Annotated in this window: 18 protein-coding genes; all 18 read left to right on the top strand. The window is 34.7% G+C overall.

The window, feature by feature from the left end; all coding sequences use genetic code 11:
- Window positions 1-217: 217 nt before the first annotated feature.
- The 18 genes from rfbB to murQ all read left to right on the top strand — a co-directional run bounded on the left by rfbB (window position 218) and on the right by murQ (window position 18,436).
- The gene (gene rfbB, locus JEM49_RS02225) at window positions 218-1,255 is read left to right on the top strand and encodes a dTDP-glucose 4,6-dehydratase (protein WP_201873432.1); all 1,038 of its coding nucleotides are present in this window, start codon (window positions 218-220) and stop codon (window positions 1,253-1,255) included.
- A 4-nt stretch (window positions 1,256-1,259) separates the two neighbouring features.
- Complete coding sequence (gene rfbA / locus JEM49_RS02220; RefSeq protein ID WP_201873431.1) at window positions 1,260-2,144, top strand: glucose-1-phosphate thymidylyltransferase RfbA; 885 nt, start codon at window positions 1,260-1,262, stop codon at window positions 2,142-2,144.
- A gap of 22 nt (window positions 2,145-2,166) precedes the next feature.
- Window positions 2,167-2,775, top strand: a complete 609-nt coding sequence (rfbC, locus tag JEM49_RS02215) for a dTDP-4-dehydrorhamnose 3,5-epimerase (protein WP_201873430.1) — start codon at window positions 2,167-2,169, stop codon at window positions 2,773-2,775.
- Between the two features lie 16 nt (window positions 2,776-2,791).
- Window positions 2,792-3,778, top strand: coding sequence for a dTDP-4-dehydrorhamnose reductase (gene rfbD / locus JEM49_RS02210; protein ID WP_201873429.1), 987 nt, complete (start codon window positions 2,792-2,794; stop codon window positions 3,776-3,778).
- Window positions 3,779-3,938: 160 nt separating this feature from the next.
- Entirely contained in the window at window positions 3,939-5,894 is a 1,956-nt protein-coding gene (locus JEM49_RS02205) for an AbiA family abortive infection protein (RefSeq protein ID WP_087176309.1), read from the top strand.
- Between the two features lie 33 nt (window positions 5,895-5,927).
- The gene (locus JEM49_RS02200) at window positions 5,928-6,758 is read left to right on the top strand and encodes a hypothetical protein (RefSeq protein ID WP_201873428.1); all 831 of its coding nucleotides are present in this window, start codon (window positions 5,928-5,930) and stop codon (window positions 6,756-6,758) included.
- Between the two features lie 174 nt (window positions 6,759-6,932).
- A complete protein-coding gene (locus JEM49_RS02195; RefSeq protein WP_201873427.1) occupies window positions 6,933-7,163 on the top strand; it encodes a hypothetical protein in 231 nt (76 codons plus the stop codon).
- 368 nt (window positions 7,164-7,531) lie between these two features.
- Entirely contained in the window at window positions 7,532-7,918 is a 387-nt protein-coding gene (locus JEM49_RS02190) for a hypothetical protein (RefSeq protein WP_098046050.1), read from the top strand.
- A 118-nt stretch (window positions 7,919-8,036) separates the two neighbouring features.
- On the top strand, window positions 8,037-9,176 hold the full coding sequence (locus JEM49_RS02185; RefSeq protein WP_201873426.1) for a hypothetical protein: 1,140 nt from the start codon (window positions 8,037-8,039) through the stop codon (window positions 9,174-9,176).
- A gap of 1 nt (window position 9,177) precedes the next feature.
- Window positions 9,178-9,603, top strand: coding sequence for a hypothetical protein (locus JEM49_RS02180; protein ID WP_098046044.1), 426 nt, complete (start codon window positions 9,178-9,180; stop codon window positions 9,601-9,603).
- Window positions 9,596-11,308, top strand: coding sequence for a hypothetical protein (locus JEM49_RS02175; RefSeq protein ID WP_201873425.1), 1,713 nt, complete (start codon window positions 9,596-9,598; stop codon window positions 11,306-11,308). The genes JEM49_RS02180 and JEM49_RS02175 overlap by 8 nt, the downstream gene beginning before the upstream one ends.
- A 126-nt stretch (window positions 11,309-11,434) precedes the next feature.
- Window positions 11,435-12,319 (top strand): UTP--glucose-1-phosphate uridylyltransferase GalU, encoded by an 885-nt coding sequence (gene galU / locus JEM49_RS02170; RefSeq protein WP_342211663.1) that lies wholly within the window; start codon window positions 11,435-11,437, stop codon window positions 12,317-12,319.
- A gap of 169 nt (window positions 12,320-12,488) precedes the next feature.
- Complete coding sequence (locus JEM49_RS02165) at window positions 12,489-12,959, top strand: hypothetical protein (protein ID WP_239442489.1); 471 nt, start codon at window positions 12,489-12,491, stop codon at window positions 12,957-12,959.
- Between the two features lie 204 nt (window positions 12,960-13,163).
- Entirely contained in the window at window positions 13,164-14,150 is a 987-nt protein-coding gene (locus tag JEM49_RS02160) for an Abi family protein (protein ID WP_087236245.1), read from the top strand.
- Between the two features lie 81 nt (window positions 14,151-14,231).
- On the top strand, window positions 14,232-14,552 hold the full coding sequence (locus tag JEM49_RS02155) for a hypothetical protein (protein ID WP_087176320.1): 321 nt from the start codon (window positions 14,232-14,234) through the stop codon (window positions 14,550-14,552).
- Between the two features lie 410 nt (window positions 14,553-14,962).
- Complete coding sequence (locus tag JEM49_RS02150; RefSeq protein WP_087236247.1) at window positions 14,963-15,220, top strand: hypothetical protein; 258 nt, start codon at window positions 14,963-14,965, stop codon at window positions 15,218-15,220.
- Window positions 15,221-15,537: 317 nt separating this feature from the next.
- Complete coding sequence (locus JEM49_RS02145; RefSeq protein ID WP_087236249.1) at window positions 15,538-17,529, top strand: glucose PTS transporter subunit IIA; 1,992 nt, start codon at window positions 15,538-15,540, stop codon at window positions 17,527-17,529.
- A 10-nt stretch (window positions 17,530-17,539) separates the two neighbouring features.
- The gene (gene murQ / locus JEM49_RS02140) at window positions 17,540-18,436 is read left to right on the top strand and encodes an N-acetylmuramic acid 6-phosphate etherase (RefSeq protein ID WP_023192311.1); all 897 of its coding nucleotides are present in this window, start codon (window positions 17,540-17,542) and stop codon (window positions 18,434-18,436) included.
- Window positions 18,437-18,442: the final 6 nt, after the last annotated feature.

Raw genomic sequence — 18,442 nt, 5'->3', positions numbered from 1 at the left:
AGGCTTATGCCTCTTTTTTTCTACCAAAAAATCCCATTGATAGAATATCATAGAAATCTATCAACAGGATTTATCATAGAGCCTATTAAATTTGCGTGGGACAGTGGTCCCTAGACACCCATTTTTTAATGAGTGTTTTTTCTTTTTACTCTTGAAGGTGACGTTACGTAAGGTAATATAATCTATGTGAATCAAAGTATTAAGTCGGAGGAATTATATGAAAGTTATCGTTACTGGAGGAGCCGGTTTTATCGGTTCTAACTTCATCTTCTATATGATGAAGAAGCATCCTGATTATGACATTATTTGTTTGGATAGTTTAACTTACGCAGGTAACTTGTCTACTTTAAAGAGCGTGATGGACAATCCTCACTTCAAGTTCGTTAAGTTAGACATCCGCGACCGTGATGGTGTTTACAAGTTATTCGAAGAAGAAAAGCCAGATGTAATTGTTAACTTCGCTGCAGAAAGCCACGTTGACCGTTCAATTGAAAATCCAGAAATTTTCCTTGAAACTAACATTATTGGTACTTCAGTCTTGATGGATGCGTGTCGCAAATACGGCATCAAACGTTTCCACCAAGTATCAACTGACGAAGTTTACGGTGATTTGCCACTTGATCGTCCAGATCTTTTCTTCCACGAAGACACACCACTTCACACTTCAAGTCCATACTCATCAAGTAAGGCTAGTGCCGATTTGCTTGTCGGTGCGTACGGCAGAACCTATGGCTTGCCAGTAACTATTTCACGTTGTTCTAACAACTATGGACCATATCAATTCCCAGAAAAATTGATTCCATTGATGATCCAAAGAGCTTTGAACAACGAAAAGCTTCCAGTTTACGGCGACGGTGAAAACGTCCGTGACTGGTTATACGTTGAAGACCACTGCAAGGCTATCGATCTTATTTTGGAAGAGGGTAAGTCAGGCGAAATCTACAACATCGGTGGTCACAACGAAATGCATAACATCGACATCGTTAAGCTCATCTGTGATTACTTGGATAAGCCATACTCATTGATTGAACACGTCACTGACCGTAAGGGTCACGACCGTCGTTACGCGATCGATCCAGATAAGATCCACAAGGAACTTGGCTGGCTTCCAGAAACTATGTTCAAAGATGGTATCAAGAAGACTATTCAATGGTATCTCGACAACAAAGAATGGTGGGAAAACATCATCTCTGGCGACTACCAAAACTACTACGAAGAAATGTATGGTAACAGAAAGGTTTTAGACAAGGACTAAACTTATGAAGGGCATTATTTTAGCGGGTGGTTCAGGCACTCGTCTTTATCCATTAACTTTAGTAACCAGTAAGCAATTATTGCCTGTCTATGATAAGCCAATGATCTATTACCCTCTATCAACCTTGATGCTTGCAGGAATTAAGGATATTTTGATCATTTCTACTCCAGCAGACACAACACGTTTTGAAAAGTTGCTTGGCGATGGTTCCCAATTTGGCATTAAGTTGTCATACAAGGTGCAACCTAGTCCAGATGGTTTGGCTCAAGCCTTTACTTTGGGCAAGGACTTCATCAATGGTGAACCTTGTGCCATGATTTTGGGCGACAACATTTTCTACGGCAACGGTTTTACCAAGTTGCTTAAGCAAGCAGCAGCTGATGCTCGGAATGGCAAGGCTACAGTCTTTGGCTACTATGTCAACGATCCAGAACGTTTCGGTGTCGTTGATTTTGACAAGGATGGCAAGGCAATCTCAATCGAAGAAAAGCCAGAGCATCCTAAGAGCAATTACGCAGTTACTGGCCTTTACTTCTACCCAGCTGGTGTTAGTGAAAAGGCCGCTCAAGTTAAGCCAAGTGCACGTGGCGAAGTTGAAATTACCAGTTTGAACGACATGTATTTGCAAGAAGGTAACTTGGACGTGCAACTGCTCGGCCGTGGTTATGCTTGGCTCGATACTGGCACAATGCAAAGCTTGGTAGATGCAAGTAACTTCGTTAAGATGACTGAAGAACGTCAAAGTGTAGCAATTTCAGCTCCTGAAGAAATTGCATATATCCACCAGTGGGTTGATAAGGATCAATTGCTTGAAGCTGCAAAGCACTATGGCAAGAGTCCATATGGAAAACACTTGAAGTCAGTTGCAGAAGGTAAATTACGTTATTAATTTTTAATAAGGGAGAAAAATAATGGGACAAATTAAAGTTGAAAAGAATGTCGGCGGTATTGAAGGTTTAGCTGTTATCACCCCAACTGTTCATGGGGATGATCGTGGTTACTTCATGGAAACTTTTAACCAAAGAGACATGATGGATGCGGGATTTAGTATTAACTTTGTTCAAGACAACCAATCAAGTTCAACTAAGGGTGTTCTTCGTGGTTTACACTTCCAAAAGCATTACCCACAAGTTAAGTTAGTTCGTGCTGTACGTGGTAGCGTATTTGACGTGGCCGTTGACCTTAGAAGTGAATCAAAGACTTACGGCAAGTGGTACGGTGTTGAATTAACTGCAGAAAACAAGAAGCAATTCTTGATCCCACAAGGTTTTGCACATGGCTTTCTTGTATTGAGTGATGTTGCTGAATTCTGCTATAAGGTTAACGACTTCTGGCACCCAAACGATGAAGGTGGTATGGCTTGGAACGATCCTGAAATTGGTATCAAGTGGCCACATCTTAAGGGTGACTATCCAGGTAGCGCAGATGCTAGTGGTTACACTTTAGACGATGGTACTAAGTTGAACATGGCAGAACGTGACCAAGAATGGAAAGGTTTGAAAGATACCTTTAAGTTTTAATTAGTGAGGTAGTTTAATGAAAGTTTTTGTAACTGGAGTTAATGGTCAACTGGGCCATGACGTGATGAATGAATTGGCTAAGCGTGGCTATGAAGGCGTTGGCTCAGACCTTGCTCCTGAATACAGTGGCGTTGAAGACGGCAGTGCTGTTACCAAGATGCCATACGTTTCTTTAGACATCACCGATGCAGATGCAGTTGATAAGGTAATCACTGAAGTAAATCCAGATGTGATTGTTCACTGTGCTGCTTGGACTGCTGTTGATATGGCTGAAGATGATGACAAGGTTGAAGCTGTCCGGATGGTTAACGTTGGCGGTACGCAAAACATTGCTAATGTTGCCAAGAAGTTAGACGTACCAATGGTTTACCTTTCAACCGATTATGTATTTGACGGTCAAGGCACCAAGCCATGGGAACCTGACTTCAAGGGTTACAAGCCATTGAACGTTTATGGTGAAACTAAGTTAGGCGGCGAAAAGGCTGTTGCCGATACTTTGGACAAATACTTTATCGTGCGTATCGCTTGGGTATTCGGTGTTAACGGTCATAACTTTATCAAGACTATGCTCAAGGTTGGTTCTAACCACGATGAAGTTAAGGTTGTTGATGATCAAATCGGTACGCCAACTTACACCTTTGACTTGGCTCGTCTGCTTGTAGATATGATCGAGACTGATAAGTACGGTTATTACCACGCAACCAATTCTGAATTACCAGCAACCGAAAGCGGTTATGATGAAAATGGTACTAAGACCGGCTACATTTCTTGGTACGACTTTACCAAGGAAATCTACCGTCAAGCTGGTTACGACACCAAGGTAACGCCAGTTACCACTGCCGAATATGGTTTGTCCAAAGCAGTTCGTCCATTCAACTCACGTTTAGATAAGAGCAAGTTGGTGAAGAATGGTTTTAAGCCATTACCAACTTGGCCTGACGCAGTTCATTGCTACTTAGAGATCTTAAAGAAGCAAGGTTTCTTTGATGAGTTGGGTAAGTAATTGGATAGATGAAGGAAGCATCCCTTTTGGGGATGCTTTTTTGATACATAAAAATATATGATATTGATATAATTAAATTGCTATAAATGTTGTAAAACTCCGTTAATCTCTGAGTGAGGTTAATGGGGTTTTTTAGTGACAAAGATATATAGAGCGAAAAATGGAAGATACTACAAACTATTTATTTCATATTTCTAAAAAGGTTTGGAAGGATACATGTAACATGTATTTTAAGATTAGTTCGGGATCATTAAGAAATTACTTACAATTTTATCCATTTTCTAAAATGACTTGGAATGATAAGCAATATCTCATGAATGATAAATTCTATAGTAAATATATAAAAAATGGAGCAATAGTACAATTTACTGATGTTATGAGGATTACAGATAACTATCTTTTAAAAAAGGATGGTAGTTTTCGGGATGCAACACTATTATCACCAATATTATTCTTAGTTCTTCAAGCTATAGGAAAAGAAATTTCGTTGAAATATCAAAATACTAGGAGTACTCAGATTGCAACTTATTATTCAGGTAATTATAGTTCAATGAATGCCAAATATAGTAAAGAATATAGTTATTTTTATCGTGAATGTAAAAGATGTGCGACAAAATATGATTATTTCATAAAAACAGACATTTCTAGTTTTTTTGTTAATATTAACGTTGATAAATTGATAGAAAAAATAAAAGTGAATTGTAATGATAGTGTTCAATTAAATCAACTAAAAATATATAAAGAATTTTTACAATATTGTGGAAAGGGAAGATTTCCATTAGTTGAAAATAGTATTGCAAGTTCCTATTTGGCAACAGTCGTTTATTTAAATGATAGTGATAATAGACTTGTAGATTATTTAACTAACAATTTAAATATTGCAGATTTTAAAATAGTACGATATGTTGATGATTTATATATTTTTTCAAATGAATTTGATATAAGAAGCTTTCATAAAATTAGAAATAAATATTCTTCATATTTAAAGAAAGAGGATTTAGCAATAAATAGTGAGAAAACTAAATTTTTGCGATCAGATGAATTAGAAAATGAAATTAAAACCTCTTTTTATGGTGAAGATCAAATTGAAATTGTTGATGATTCTGATTTGAACTTAAATAATATTGGAGACAGATTTCTTCAATTTTTAAAATCTTTGAATGATCTTTTAGCTGATAATGAATTAGATTATAAAGAATATAAAAAGATAATTGATAGTTCATTTAAAAGTGATAGTAATTTAGTTCCAGATGAGTTGTTTAATAAAATAATTTACGATAAAAAGATAAATTCAGGGGCAACTTCTGTATATCAAGATCCCTATATATTAAGTGAACTTTCAAAGTTGATAGCATATGATGACTTCTTTTGGGTAGATCCCAAAAGATTATTCATTATGTTCTTGAATACTAAGGACGGTAAACTAATAAAGCCTATTTTAAGTATGTTAGGGAAGAAAAAAGCTGAAGAATGGACATTTTATGATTTAGTTATGGCAATAACTTATTTGACTCATAGAAGAACCTCGTTTAGAAACTTTTACTCACATATTTACAATATTGATCATAATTTGGCTACCTACTTAGATTATGATTATACTGGTAATTTTAAATCTCAGTTTGAAAGTGTTGCTATAAATAATTTAATTACAGTTACTGACGCCGATATTACTTCAGGTTGGATCTCCTACTATTTGTATTTTGAATCGATAATAGAATATTCTAAGAACAACATACTAACAAGTTATGCATTTTTTAAAAATTATTTTGATAGAACAACTGCAAATATTGATTTCTATTTTGATGAGAATAAAAGAAAAAGAACGAAGAGGAGAGGAAGAAAAGGAAAAGGATCTATTTATAGTGGGTATTATAAGAAACAGCAACTGCAAAAAGTTTATCGTATTTTGAATAAGCAAAATGAAACAGATGAGATAATCTCAAAGGCGAATGACCTAAGAAACGATAATCCACTTTCTCATGCAGCAGCTCAGTTATTGCTTGATATTGATAATCCAAGTGAACCCAAAACGGAAGAGCTAATTGCTACCATGCGATCATTGTTTAAATTATTAGTGGAGTTATGCAACTATTACATAAATAAGCGGTATAACTGAAAAATATTGAGTATAGAAGGTGATTAGGGAAGAATGATTAAAATTTTTGAAGGCTATGCTTTTGTTCAAGTTAATACCTTTGGTGTTATTCAACAAATAAATAAAGAAAAGTTCGAAAACTATAGCAAATTATTAAAAATCTTTTTACCAATCCAAGATTTGTATCGAGCATATCGAAATGTAAATTTACAATTTTCTTTATTACAAGACCTAACAGCACAATATGATGCTGGAAAAATAGATCCTAACACTGTTTTTAATTTAACAGAAAGCAGTATAACAGCTTACATACTTATGCATAGGATGTTTGTGGATAATTGTAAAAGCTTTCAGCGAAATTATAAAAATGCCAATATTTCTGATTTAATTATCGATTTACAAAATAAAAATACGGAAAAGAATATGAAAGTTCTTCGAGATTATGCTATGCATACCAGTATTCCAATGTCAGGAGTGAAAATGCATACGGATATGAGTAATGAAGCTGATCCCAAGCAAAGATTTCACTCTACTCTTCGTGTAAAAATTAATGCTGACGAAATGGATACTCATGGTTTAAGTCGCCAGGATAGGGAGAGAATTAATGAGTGGGGACATGAACTAGATATAACAGCAGAGATAAAAACTGCATGGAACAATTTAAAAGACTTTGCTAAAAAAGTATTTAAAAATTACTTGGACACATATGTTGATGAGAACTTACGTAAAGTAGTAATTTCTGATAAGAAATTATGGCAGGATAGACTAATACCTTTAAAAACTATAGGGATTACATATCAACCTAAAAATAGTATTCCTCGGGATACTGTTTTTATGGATTATGATGCACTGGCATATTGTATTAATTGTATATTAGATGAGTAGCGTTGTATTGGTGCCTTGCCCATTAAACAAGTAATTGAAACTCCCAGATCTGATTAAAGCAAGGTAAATACTGTTTTTGTATTAAATATAGATTCCTTTAAGGAGTTTAAGAAGGAATTTGCTAAAGCAAATATCGCCGATTCATACTGGGAAGATCCCAATAATTCATCATTCATGAAGCATGCTAATGCATACGTAGCACAGCTTGTTGCTCTTTATCGATTGGCTTTGGCCGAATACATCAAGGCTAATAAGGATACTCTTGATGAAATACAAGCGAAAATGAAAGATACGGTATTACGCAACGCTATTGTGTGGAGTAATACTTCACTTCAAGATGTACCAAATGCTATAAAGCAGAATAACTTCACGCTGCATCCCATAGTAACGCTGCCAGATCTATAGGACACTGGCGGCAGAAATTATGTATAATAATATGTAAGGAATCAGCGCTAATGACGTTGATCAACAAGGCTTCGTGCTAAGTTGATTCAGGTTTTAAGCATCATGCACTTATGTGTGTGATGCTTTTCTCATTTTTAATGGGACATTGGAGAAAGAGGAGATAGTCAAAATTGAACGATAATGAAAAATTCTAGCTTTGTTGATGTGAGACTAAAATTTTTTTGTTGCTATGAATCGCATAATGTTTATTGGTATAATTTATGTGTTTGTTAAGGTGTAGATAGTGTAAGTGGCTCCGGCAATCTCTTTGATTGAGGTTGGTGGGGCTTTTTTGTGATGTGGGTATAGATTAATTTTGGAGGATTATAATGTCGGCTATTAGATTGTTTGTAATCGGATTATTAGTAATTTTACTTCTATGTATCGGTGGTATTTTTTCGTTTTATTATGCAAACGATAAATATCGAAAGCTCTTAATAATCTCAATTAAAGATATATGTGAAGTGTCAGCAATTCCGCTGTGTTTAGAAATAGTTGATAATAGTTCGAAAATAGAATTTATATTTGTACTAATAAATATTATATTTGTTTATATTTATATGGATTATGAAAATGATAAATTAAATGAATCTAAAAAGTTTGCAGATAGTTTGCACTTTTCAAATCCAACTTTATCAATTCCTAAGACTATTTTTTTGGTAATACTGGGTATAGTAACATTAGCTAATTTAATTTATTTTATTTTTTGGTATTGATAGTATAGATAATTAATTCTATTAGAATAGTTTAGAAATTTATGTCCATGTCAAAATAAAATTAACGAAAAATAGTATAGAATAAAGATAATTAATAAATATATGGAGTAATTTGGTAATGAGTAATGATGGTGGAATAAAGGCCCAGTATGGTTTTTATTTTCAGAAATTAGTCTTTATTTGGTATATGTTATCAAACGTAAGCAGAACAAATAACTTTGTTTATGAAGGAAAAGAAGATATAGATATTGATGAAAATGATGAAGATACTAATTTAGTATCTTTTAAAAATGAAAATTTAGAAGATATTCAAGTTAAAAGTGGTAAAGTAACACGATTAATTTGGGCTAAAGTTGTTGAAAATTGGATGGTTTTAGAGGATCAAAATCGAAAAACACTTGTAGCGGAAAATGATTTTGAATATGAAATAAATAGTGATGAAACAATAAATTATATTCTTAAAAATATAAAAGAAGGCAAACAAAAGAAAAAAACAGCCATATCTCGACAGGCCTATGATAATTTAAATAACAAGTTTGGTTATAACGAAGATCAATGGAAAAAACAAATTCAAAATACGGTAAATAATGCAAAGATTATAGTAAAAAGTTTAGATGAAGTTGAGAAAGAAATAGAAAACACTTATAAAGCAGACTATTGCTCAGATATTTGTACATATGAAGAAGCTAAAAATTTAAGAGTAGATTCATTTAAAAAAGAATGTATAAATCGAATAGAGAAATTTATGGGGAAGAAAAGACCTGCGGTATTTAAATATAATGATGTTACAGCTATAACATTAATGGTAAACGATAATATTTCTGATCATAAATACCAAGTTAATGTTGAAGAATTAACACCCAACAAAAGAAAAACAGCTAATCAGCTATTAAGTAAAGAACGATTAAGAGAAATAACTCAATTGAAAGCAGTTAACCCTGACCCTAACTTTATTGTACGAGAGCTAGTAAGAGAAGTGTTCTATAAAGATTTTAGAGAAGTATATGCAGATACAACTAAAAAAACAGAAATTGGAAATTTAGAATATGAAGCCTTTTCTAATTATGAAGATACTAAAGATGATTTAAAATTTGATGGAAAATATACATCACATAATTTATTTCTTAGAACTACCCAAAAAAATCTAATGACATCACAACTTTTTCCAGGAGGTCCTATATATAATCATGGCTGTTATGTGTATATGACAGGACAGAATATTAATAAAGATATTCGAATTTCTTGGAAAGAAGATTAATATGGAGCCAAGTTTAATATTACAGGCTGAATATGCATCTATAATTATTAGTTTGATAAAAAGACCATATCGGGTAAACTCAATAACTAAATTGATATTTATGTCTTTTGGTGTAAAACATGCATCAATTAGAAAATATAGTAATCGAAAGATGGATTTTATTAAAACTTTTTTATCATCTTTAAGTATAAAATTAACTTCGCATCCTGAAGAACTAAAAGCAATATTAGATGTGATCTATATCCTAGAAACTGAAGGATGGATAAGTGTTGAAGGTGATACTATTAAAGTTAAAAAACAGCTTCCAGATAATGCTAGTAAGAATAAATTTTTGATTAACATTGAAAAGAAAACAATAAATCACTTAGCAGAGATTAGTAATTTAAATACTAAGTCATTTTTAGAGGAAGTATTGCAGTATGTTTAGGATTCGTAAATTGCAATTATGGGATGAAGATCAAGTAAAAGAATATGAGCTTAGTGATATTACATATATATATGGGCCAAATTCAGTAGGTAAGACTTTGTTCGCGGAATGTATTGATTTTATTTTAGGTACTACAGACAAGGATCTACCAAATAAAGATGGGATGGAGAACATTACCGCGGTAGGAGCATATGTATCAAATAAGAATTTAAATTTATATATTAAACGTGATACTGATTCAAAGTTTTATTATAAACGTGCCGAAGGAGATATATATAATTTAGTTTCAAGGGAAAGTTATATTGAAGAAATAAGTAAAATTATTCTACCCCAAGTGGGAGATAACAAGCAGCTAAAGGTATATCAAAATGTTTTTGAAGAAAGTCCTACTTTTAGAGCTTTTACGTTTTTGAATTTTATATCTGAAAGTCATCAAGGAGACTTAGGACAAATTTTTACTAAAGGTGATGAAATAAAAAACGTAATCAGGATTAGAAAAATAATGACGTTCTTTTTTAACTACAAAAATATTGAGGAAATTTCTAAGAAACAAGAAGAATTGAATCAAAATCAAAAAGAATATGATTTGCTTTCTAAAAAACAGGCTCAATACCAATATCTTTTGAATAAAATTAAAATTGGATTTCAAAATTTAAATTTAGAGTTTACAGGAAACATTGATTTAGATAAAAATACGTTGCAAGCATATAAAAATGATTTTAATCGTAAACAGCCTAAAAACTCCGGTGATTTAATCTACTTATCACGAGCATCATTCTCATTAGCAGAAGAACTAAAGCAATATGATTTTTTGCTTCAGCAATCAAAAAAAGCAAAAAGTCGAAAAAACAATGATGAAGCTTTACTCAAATTGCTAGAGGCACTTATTATTGAAAACCCTAAAAATTCAAAATATTTAAAATCTGTTCAAGCTGAAATAAAGAGCATACAAAAAGAAAAAGCTATATTGTCTTTGGCCAATTATGATATTGCTATTCAAAAAATTCAAAAAGAAAAAAGAAAGATTGATTCCCAAATAAAAACAATAAAATCATCAACTCATGACTTAGATTTTGATAAAGCAAATCAACAAATATTAATCTTAGAACAAATTCTAGCAGATTTTGTAGATTTTACAGATTCTAATAGGGTATTAGAATTAGAAGAAAAGAATAAACAAATAAAAAAAGAAATTCGTGATTTACAAGAACATTTCGATAGAGAAAGCTTGGATAAGTTTAATCAGATTTTATTAAATATGTATTTTGATGAAGAAGTTGAAAAAAATGTAAATTATGTTAAAGAGGATAGAGAAGCTGATGGATTTGCTTTCTCTTTTAATCCGTTAAGGCAACGTTTAACCGTTAAAAGAAATGATAAAGTAGATCCAAATCAGGAAAAAGTTCAAATTTCTTTTATTCCCGGAAGTTTAGCTAGACGTACACATATGCAAATACTAGTTTATTTATTAATGCTTAAATATGTAATAGACAATTTTGAAAGTATGCGAGTATTGCCACTGTTAGTAATTGATTCTGCGGATCAAGCATTTCAAATGCATAATTTTAAATTTATTTATCCTGAAATTACTAAATATGCTCAAGAAGCAGGTATCCAATTAATATTTATTTCTAAGGAAATACCTAACAATGTACATGAAAATATTAGTATAAAGGAAGGATTTAATCCTTTTCATGATAAATAATATGTAAGATTTCGAAACATATTTAAAATTTTTCACTAACCTCCCTAACATGTGCAAATATGACTTTAATAAAAAGCTATATTTTTAGTATTATTAAGGTGAACGTGTATTATGGGGGGTTAAATCATAAAGATTATAAAAGCAATTATTCCTGCTGCGGGGCTCGGAACCCGATTTTTGCCTGCGACTAAGGCATTGCCTAAAGAAATGCTACCAATTGTTGATAAACCAACGATTCAATTCATCGTCGAAGAAGCAAAGGCTGCAGGGATTGAAGACATTTTAATCGTAACCGGCAAGAACAAGCGAGCAATTGAGAACCATTTTGACTCAAACCCAGAGCTTGAACAAGACTTAGAAGCAACCGGCAAGACGCAGTTATTGAAATTGACGCAAGACATCACCAACTTGGGGATCAACTTGTACTACACTCGTCAGCCGCATCCCGCCGGCTTAGGCGATGCCATCTACCGCGCACGCAGTTTCGTCGGTGAAGAACCTTTTGTCGTTATGCTCGGCGACGACTTGATGCGCGACAAGGTAACGCTGACCAAGCAGCTGATCGATGAGTACGACAAGACGCACGCCTCAACGATTGCCGTGATGAAGGTGCCACACGAGGAAGTATCCAAGTATGGTGTGATTGATCCTGGCGACATGCTGGATAAGGATCTTTACAACGTTAATAAGTTCGTCGAAAAGCCTGCCGTAGATAAGGCGCCAAGTGACTTCGCCATCATCGGTCGTTATTTGCTTACACCTGAGATTTTTGACATTCTTGAAAATCAAAAGCCAGGTCGCAGTGGCGAGATTCAATTGACCGACGCCATCGATACTTTGAACCAGACGCAACGCGTATTTGCCCACGTGTACAAGGGCCAACGCTTCGATGTCGGCAACAAGGAAGGCTACCTCGAAACCTCGATCCAATATGGTTTGCGCCACCCCGAAACGCACGACGCTTTGAGAAAGTATATTATTGAGCTCGCGCATGAGTTGGAGAAGAAGTAATAATATAGAAGAAATTAGCACTAGTTTTTGAGGCTGGTGCTTTTTTATGTGGGAATGCATGGAATTTTTCTTGTTTTGGCAAGGTCGATCAGGTTTATACTGAAGATATGTAGTAATAAGGAGAAAAATATGAAGATCAAAGAATTTTGCTTTTTTAGCAGGGATATTGTTGGCTGTTTCCGCAATTTGGGTAACTAATCAACCCGAGCAAGTTAGCGCATCTGTTTTTCAAAAGACCACAGTGCCTAAGAAGTTCCGCGGCACTTGGTATTACTATGTTGGTAATGGAAAAGTTGAGGCCTTCAAGATTACGCGTACCAAGATTAATTTATCCGGCTATGCTGATGGCGGTAAGGCGAGAACTTACAAATTTACTAAACGGGCATATAATGCCAAGGTCAGTTCAACGGTTTCCAGCTCACACCAGTTGATTAGCAGCAAGGGTAATAGAATACGAATGAGCTATCCATGCAGTGAAACAACAGCTGCGTATGTCACTAATAACCGTAAAAAGCTCTATGTATTTGTCACTACTTGGCCGAACACGTATTATAAGAGCAAATCCGCAGCCAGAAAAAACTATAAAGCCGACAGAAGCATGAGCAGAAGAAATAAGCTTTCTAAGTTGGTTTGGGGTTAAGTAGAGGTTTTACAGTGGTTGTAGGACTGAGGAGTTGGATAGTCTGTTTGTCGAATATCTTGATAATTGTAAATAACGCATGTATACTATAGATACTTACAGATCAAGTTTAGAGGCACTAGGAGTAGGTTCTAAACTAAACAAAACCTTGATATAATATTTTTTACGAATATTGTTATCAAGGTTTTTGTTTTGGAGATAGATATGGAAAATAGTGACAGACCCTTTCATACTTTGGAAGAGCAAGTAAATCTTTTAAAAGGAAAAGGAATAATAATTCAAAATGAGGATTATACCAAAAATGAATTGATGAAACGAGGCTATTATAGCTTAATCAATGGTTATAAAAATCTTTTTCTTAAAAAGAATGAACATGGAGTGGCACTTATTCCTCATCAATATATTATTGGAATAAGATTTGAAGACTTTGTAAATCTTTATGAATTTGATAAGAAACTAAGAGCAATTTTATACAATGGATTACTATCATATGAAGCTAGTTTAGGTGCAGAATTAGCATACAGATTTTCTGAGTCTTTTCCAGAAAACTATTCATATTTAGATATTAATAATTTTAATCATGATGAGCATAATACTGTGCAGGTCTTGAAAACCACGAGCTCCTTAGCAAATAAAATAGAGCAGGAGAGTCGTAAAAGAGGAAATAATGCAATAAAACATTATTTAAATCATCACGATTGTATTCCTTTGTGGGTATTGACTGAATTTATGACATTTGGTGATTTGAATTATTTCTATTTAAATTGTAAAGAAGAAATAAGACAAAAAATATCACGAGATTTTACTCAAAGATATAAAATCACTTATAATTTGAGCCAAACAAATGCGATCATGCCAGAAATTATAGAACATATTAATCATATGGTTAATATGTTTAGAAATGCAGTTGCTCATAATGAAATAACATATTCCAAAGTTATAGATAGAGGCCCTAATATGCGGTCTATCAAGAACGTATTAGGACAGAGTGAGTTACCAATTCAAAGTCAACCAGGCGTATTTGAATTAATAATTAGTCTTCGATTAGTTCTTGATAGAACTGAGTATGTTACTATGAGTGATTCTATAAAGAAATTGTTAACCAATGCTAATAATCAATTTAATTCTCAAATAAATGAGAAAATTTTAAAGTGTATGCACTTTCCTGATGATTATGAGTATTGGATATAAACATAAATGCTAGAAATTAAAACTGATTCTCTGAAGACCGATGTTTTACACAACGTAATTACGTAGAAAAGGGCAAAGCATATGGAAGTATCTGATTATGATTGGAGATTATATAGAAGCTTGCTTCCCAAGTGGCAGGAAAGATATATGGCTAAACTCAACAAAGAATATATTGCTCTCTTAAGTGAAAATGATAATCCTTCGACTAATTTCTGGAAGTTGAAAAAAAGAATCCGTCAGGATGCTAAGTCGCCAGGTGTGGCTATTGATATTAGGCGCAGTGACTTTTTTGTGGAAATTCTAAGTCTAATGAACGCCGGTGTGATTAACAGGGAAGATTTAGCTGATTTTAGTAAGGAAGTAACGAACTGGATAGACCAGATTTTGGAGTGGAATGATTGAGAGTTGAATAGTCCCTTGACACTCATTTTGTTGATTAAAGACTTTAGGAAAAAAGGTATGGTTGTTAAAGGCGACACATTGGAAGGCCGATAGAAGCATGAGTAGGAGAAATCGGCTTTCTAAGTTGGTGTGGGAGTATTAAGAGCTGATAGAATGTGGAAATGGATCACTCTAGATTGATATTTACTAATAAAACCAGTAAAATATCATTAATCTAGTTCATTGATTGCTATGCGATCGTGGGGTATGCCTTCAGGTATATCCCATTTTTGTTTATAGGGATTTTGCTTTAATACCCGGTTTTTATTAAAATATAGAAAGATCAATCCCCTTGCTCTAATGGATACGTCCTATCGCAAGGGTTATTTTTTAACCATAGATAAAAAAGTTAATAGCATGAGGAACGGACGATGAATTCACTCGAATACAAAGGATACAGAGGAACGATTGAGAAGGAAAATGGCATTCTTTTCGGCCATGTTTTGGGCTTCAAGAATACAATTATTTCTTATGAAGGAAATAGTATTGATGAGTTAAAAGACGATTTTCAAAATGGTATCGATGATTACCTAGAAAATCGTCGTATTAATGGCGAAGAACCGGAAAAGGAAAATGATAAATTAGCTAAATCCGAATGGAACAATATTTTTTCCATGGAGTTAGCCTAATACAGGGGGCTAAGAATTAAACCCCTGTATAACTTTGCGTGGGACAGTGGTCCCTTGGCACTCATTTTTTGGTGAGTGTCTTTTTTGTTTTTGAAATCTAATTACAAGCGAACTTTCTATCTTATATGTAACAAAGTTTCACTATACAATAAGATAGCAATTGAAATCTTTTTATAAGAATCAGCTTATTTAACTTTACAAAGCACATGTATGATACTAATATTTAAGTATAGAAAGCGATTACATAAATCTTGCAAGGTCTATAAATGCTTTCAATAATGAAATATTGTTACTTTTTATAGATAGAGGATAACATCATGGAAGAGAGTAAATACCAACGCTTGAGTGATGAAATCTATGTTCAAATAGGTGGCATAGATAATGTTGAATCTCTTATTCACTGCATGACTCGGCTAAGAATTAAAATACGCGATGTGTCAAAAGTGAATATCGCTGCGTTAAAGAAAATCGATGGTGTTTTAGGTGTTGTAGAAGCTGACACTCTTGAGGTTGTTCTTGGCCCAGGTGTTAATACCAAAGTAGCCAAGATTATGAACGATGAAGCAGGAGTTAAGGAAGGCGAGAGCTTCCCAACGAATTCTTATCAAGCTAATAAGAGTGAGGTAGAAAGAAAAGCTGCCGAAGTTCACGCAGCTCATAAGGCTTCTCTTAAGAAGACTTGGTGGAGAGCTGCTTTACAGCATATTTCAGCAATTTTCGTTCCATTAATTCCAGCCTTCGTTGGTGCCGGTTTGATTTCTGGTGTGGCAGGTATTTTAAGAAACATGCTCACCGTAAAGATGTTGCCAGCTTCTTGGAACTTGGGTGTCACCGTCTTATCAATGATCGCAAGTGCGCTTTTTGCCTACTTGAACATTTATGTTGGTATTAATACTGCCAAGGAATTTGGCGCTACACCAGGCTTAGGTGGCATTATCGGTGGTATTGTTTACTTGCCAGGAATTGTCGCTCCGGTAACTATTCCTAACATTTTTGACGGCAAGCCATTGGCTGCTGGCCAAGGTGGTATTATCGGAGTCTTGCTAGGAGTATGGCTATTATCTTATGTTGAAAAATTCTTCCATAAGCATATAGCTGACTCAGTTGATATTATTTTTACACCATTCCTAACTATCCTAATAATGGGGTTATTCACAGTCTTCCTCATTATGCCATTAGCTGGCTGGTTCTCAAACTCACTAGTTGGTGCAATTAACTGGGTACTTAAAGTTGGTGGACCTGTTGCTGGCTTCATCCTCGGACTATTCTTCTTACCAATGGTAATGCTCGGTTTACACCAGATTTTGACACCAATTCACTTGGAAATGATTCAAAAGATGGGCTTTACCCCATTGCTTCCTATCTTAGCTATGGCCGGTGCTGGTCAAGTAGGTGCCGCTATTGCCTTGTGGGTAAGATGTCGTAAGAACAAGCAACTTGTTAACATGATTAAAGGTGCCTTACCTGTTGGTATTCTTGGTGTTGGTGAACCATTGATTTATGGTGTTACTTTGCCATTAGGTCGTCCATTCATCACTGCATGTATTGGTGGTGGTATCGGTGGTGCCGTAGTTGCTGCCTTTGGTCAAGTTGGCGCAATCGCTATCGGTCCTTCAGGTATTGCTTTGATTCCATTAATCGCTAATAACATGTGGTGGGCTTATGTCATTGGACTTTTGTCCGCATATGCTGGTGGTTTTATTGCTACTTACTTCTGGGGTGTTCCAAAGGAAGCTATGCTCCCAGATGGTCAAGAAAGTCCTGTAGTTGCTGAAAGAAGAACAGCCGAAGAAAAGGCTACTAACTTGGATATGAAAGCTTCCAACACAGCTCAAGTTTCTCAACCAGTTACTCAAGATATTGAAGCTCCAGTTTCTGGACAAATTGAAGGTTTGGAAAAAGTTAATGACCAAGTATTTTCACAAAAAATGCTCGGTGAAGGTTTTGCAATTGTCCCATCAAATGGTTCAATTGTTGCCCCAATAGACGGCAAGATAGTCAGCGTTATGTCTACTAAACATGCTTTGACTATGACTTCTGCTAAAGGCAATCTTGAAATTTTAATCCACCTTGGAATTGATACGGTAGAGTTAAAAGGTGAACCTTTTGACATTACTGTTAAAGAAGGCCAAGAAGTTAAAGGCGGTCAAAGTCTTGGAACAATGGATATTGATCAGATCAAGAAAGCAGGGAAAGACCCAGTTGTAATAATGACCGTAACTAACAAAGAAACTGTTAAGGACATGAAATTATTGCAGTCTGGAGAAGTTAAAGCAGGTGCTCCTGTTCTTGAAGTTACCAGTAAGTGAGGAAAGCAAAATGGCAATAAAAGATTTAACTACTGAGCAACGTAATCCTGCCTCCATGCATATTGACACTGTTTCTACTGCAGAAATGGTCAAAATTATGAATGAAGAGGATAAAAAAGTTGCCATCGCTGTTGGTACTCAAGATGCTCAGATAGCAAAAGCAATTGATGGAGCGGCTGAACGTTACAAAAAAGGCGGTCGCTTAGTTTATATCGGTGCCGGTACAAGTGGAAGATTAGGCGTCTTAGATGCAGCTGAATTGGTACCGACTTACGGAATTAAACCTGAAAGAGCCATTGGTTTAATTGCTGGTGGCCAAGGTGCAATGTACAAGGCCGTTGAAGGTGCTGAAGATGACACTGATTTAGGTGCAAAAGATCTGAAAAAGTTAAATCTGAATGAAAAAGACACGGTTTTAGGTATAGCTGCTAGCGGCCGTACTCCTTACGTAATTGGCGGCCTTGAGTATGCTAACAAAGTTGGTGCGCTCACTATTTCAATCGCCTGCGTTAAAGATTCTGAAATTGGTAAACATGCTAATATTGCAATTGAAGCTGTAGTTGGTCCTGAGATTGTCACTGGTTCTACTCGTATGAAGGCAGGAACCGCACAAAAGATGATCCTGAACATGATTTCTACTGGGGTCATGATTAGGCAAGGGAAGGTTTTTGAGAATGTCATGATCGATGTATTACCAACAAATTCAAAATTGGTTGACCGAGCAGGACGAATTATTTCAGCCGTCACAGCTGCAACGCAAGAGCAAGCTTTGGAGGCATTAAAGAAAGCAGACAATGATGTCCCTCTTGCCATTACGATGATTAAGACTAAAACTGATAAAGCTGCAGCTCAAAAGCTACTTGAACAATATAATGGCAATGTTAGTGAAGTTATCAAGAATAACTAAAATAAA

Origin of the sequence: Lactobacillus sp. A27 (assembly GCF_016742815.1) — a bacterium.
In the GTDB taxonomy this organism is placed as follows: domain Bacteria; phylum Bacillota; class Bacilli; order Lactobacillales; family Lactobacillaceae; genus Lactobacillus; species Lactobacillus gallinarum.
The sequence above is the reverse complement of the archived record's forward strand: the minus strand, read 5'-3'. Positions and strand labels throughout refer to the sequence as shown.

Coding starts and splice junctions, on each gene's coding strand:
- murQ (WP_023192311.1), top strand. CDS start 17,540: ATGGCAATAAAAGATTTAACTACTGAGCAACGTAATCCTGCCTCCATG.
- JEM49_RS02190 (WP_098046050.1), top strand. CDS start 7,532: ATGTCGGCTATTAGATTGTTTGTAATCGGATTATTAGTAATTTTACTT.
- JEM49_RS02195 (WP_201873427.1), top strand. CDS start 6,933: ATGAAGCATGCTAATGCATACGTAGCACAGCTTGTTGCTCTTTATCGA.
- rfbA (WP_201873431.1), top strand. CDS start 1,260: ATGAAGGGCATTATTTTAGCGGGTGGTTCAGGCACTCGTCTTTATCCA.
- JEM49_RS02200 (WP_201873428.1), top strand. CDS start 5,928: ATGATTAAAATTTTTGAAGGCTATGCTTTTGTTCAAGTTAATACCTTT.
- JEM49_RS02175 (WP_201873425.1), top strand. CDS start 9,596: ATGTTTAGGATTCGTAAATTGCAATTATGGGATGAAGATCAAGTAAAA.
- JEM49_RS02150 (WP_087236247.1), top strand. CDS start 14,963: ATGAATTCACTCGAATACAAAGGATACAGAGGAACGATTGAGAAGGAA.
- JEM49_RS02145 (WP_087236249.1), top strand. CDS start 15,538: ATGGAAGAGAGTAAATACCAACGCTTGAGTGATGAAATCTATGTTCAA.
- JEM49_RS02205 (WP_087176309.1), top strand. CDS start 3,939: ATGGAAGATACTACAAACTATTTATTTCATATTTCTAAAAAGGTTTGG.
- rfbB (WP_201873432.1), top strand. CDS start 218: ATGAAAGTTATCGTTACTGGAGGAGCCGGTTTTATCGGTTCTAACTTC.
- rfbD (WP_201873429.1), top strand. CDS start 2,792: ATGAAAGTTTTTGTAACTGGAGTTAATGGTCAACTGGGCCATGACGTG.
- rfbC (WP_201873430.1), top strand. CDS start 2,167: ATGGGACAAATTAAAGTTGAAAAGAATGTCGGCGGTATTGAAGGTTTA.
- JEM49_RS02180 (WP_098046044.1), top strand. CDS start 9,178: ATGGAGCCAAGTTTAATATTACAGGCTGAATATGCATCTATAATTATT.
- JEM49_RS02155 (WP_087176320.1), top strand. CDS start 14,232: ATGGAAGTATCTGATTATGATTGGAGATTATATAGAAGCTTGCTTCCC.
- JEM49_RS02160 (WP_087236245.1), top strand. CDS start 13,164: ATGGAAAATAGTGACAGACCCTTTCATACTTTGGAAGAGCAAGTAAAT.
- JEM49_RS02185 (WP_201873426.1), top strand. CDS start 8,037: ATGAGTAATGATGGTGGAATAAAGGCCCAGTATGGTTTTTATTTTCAG.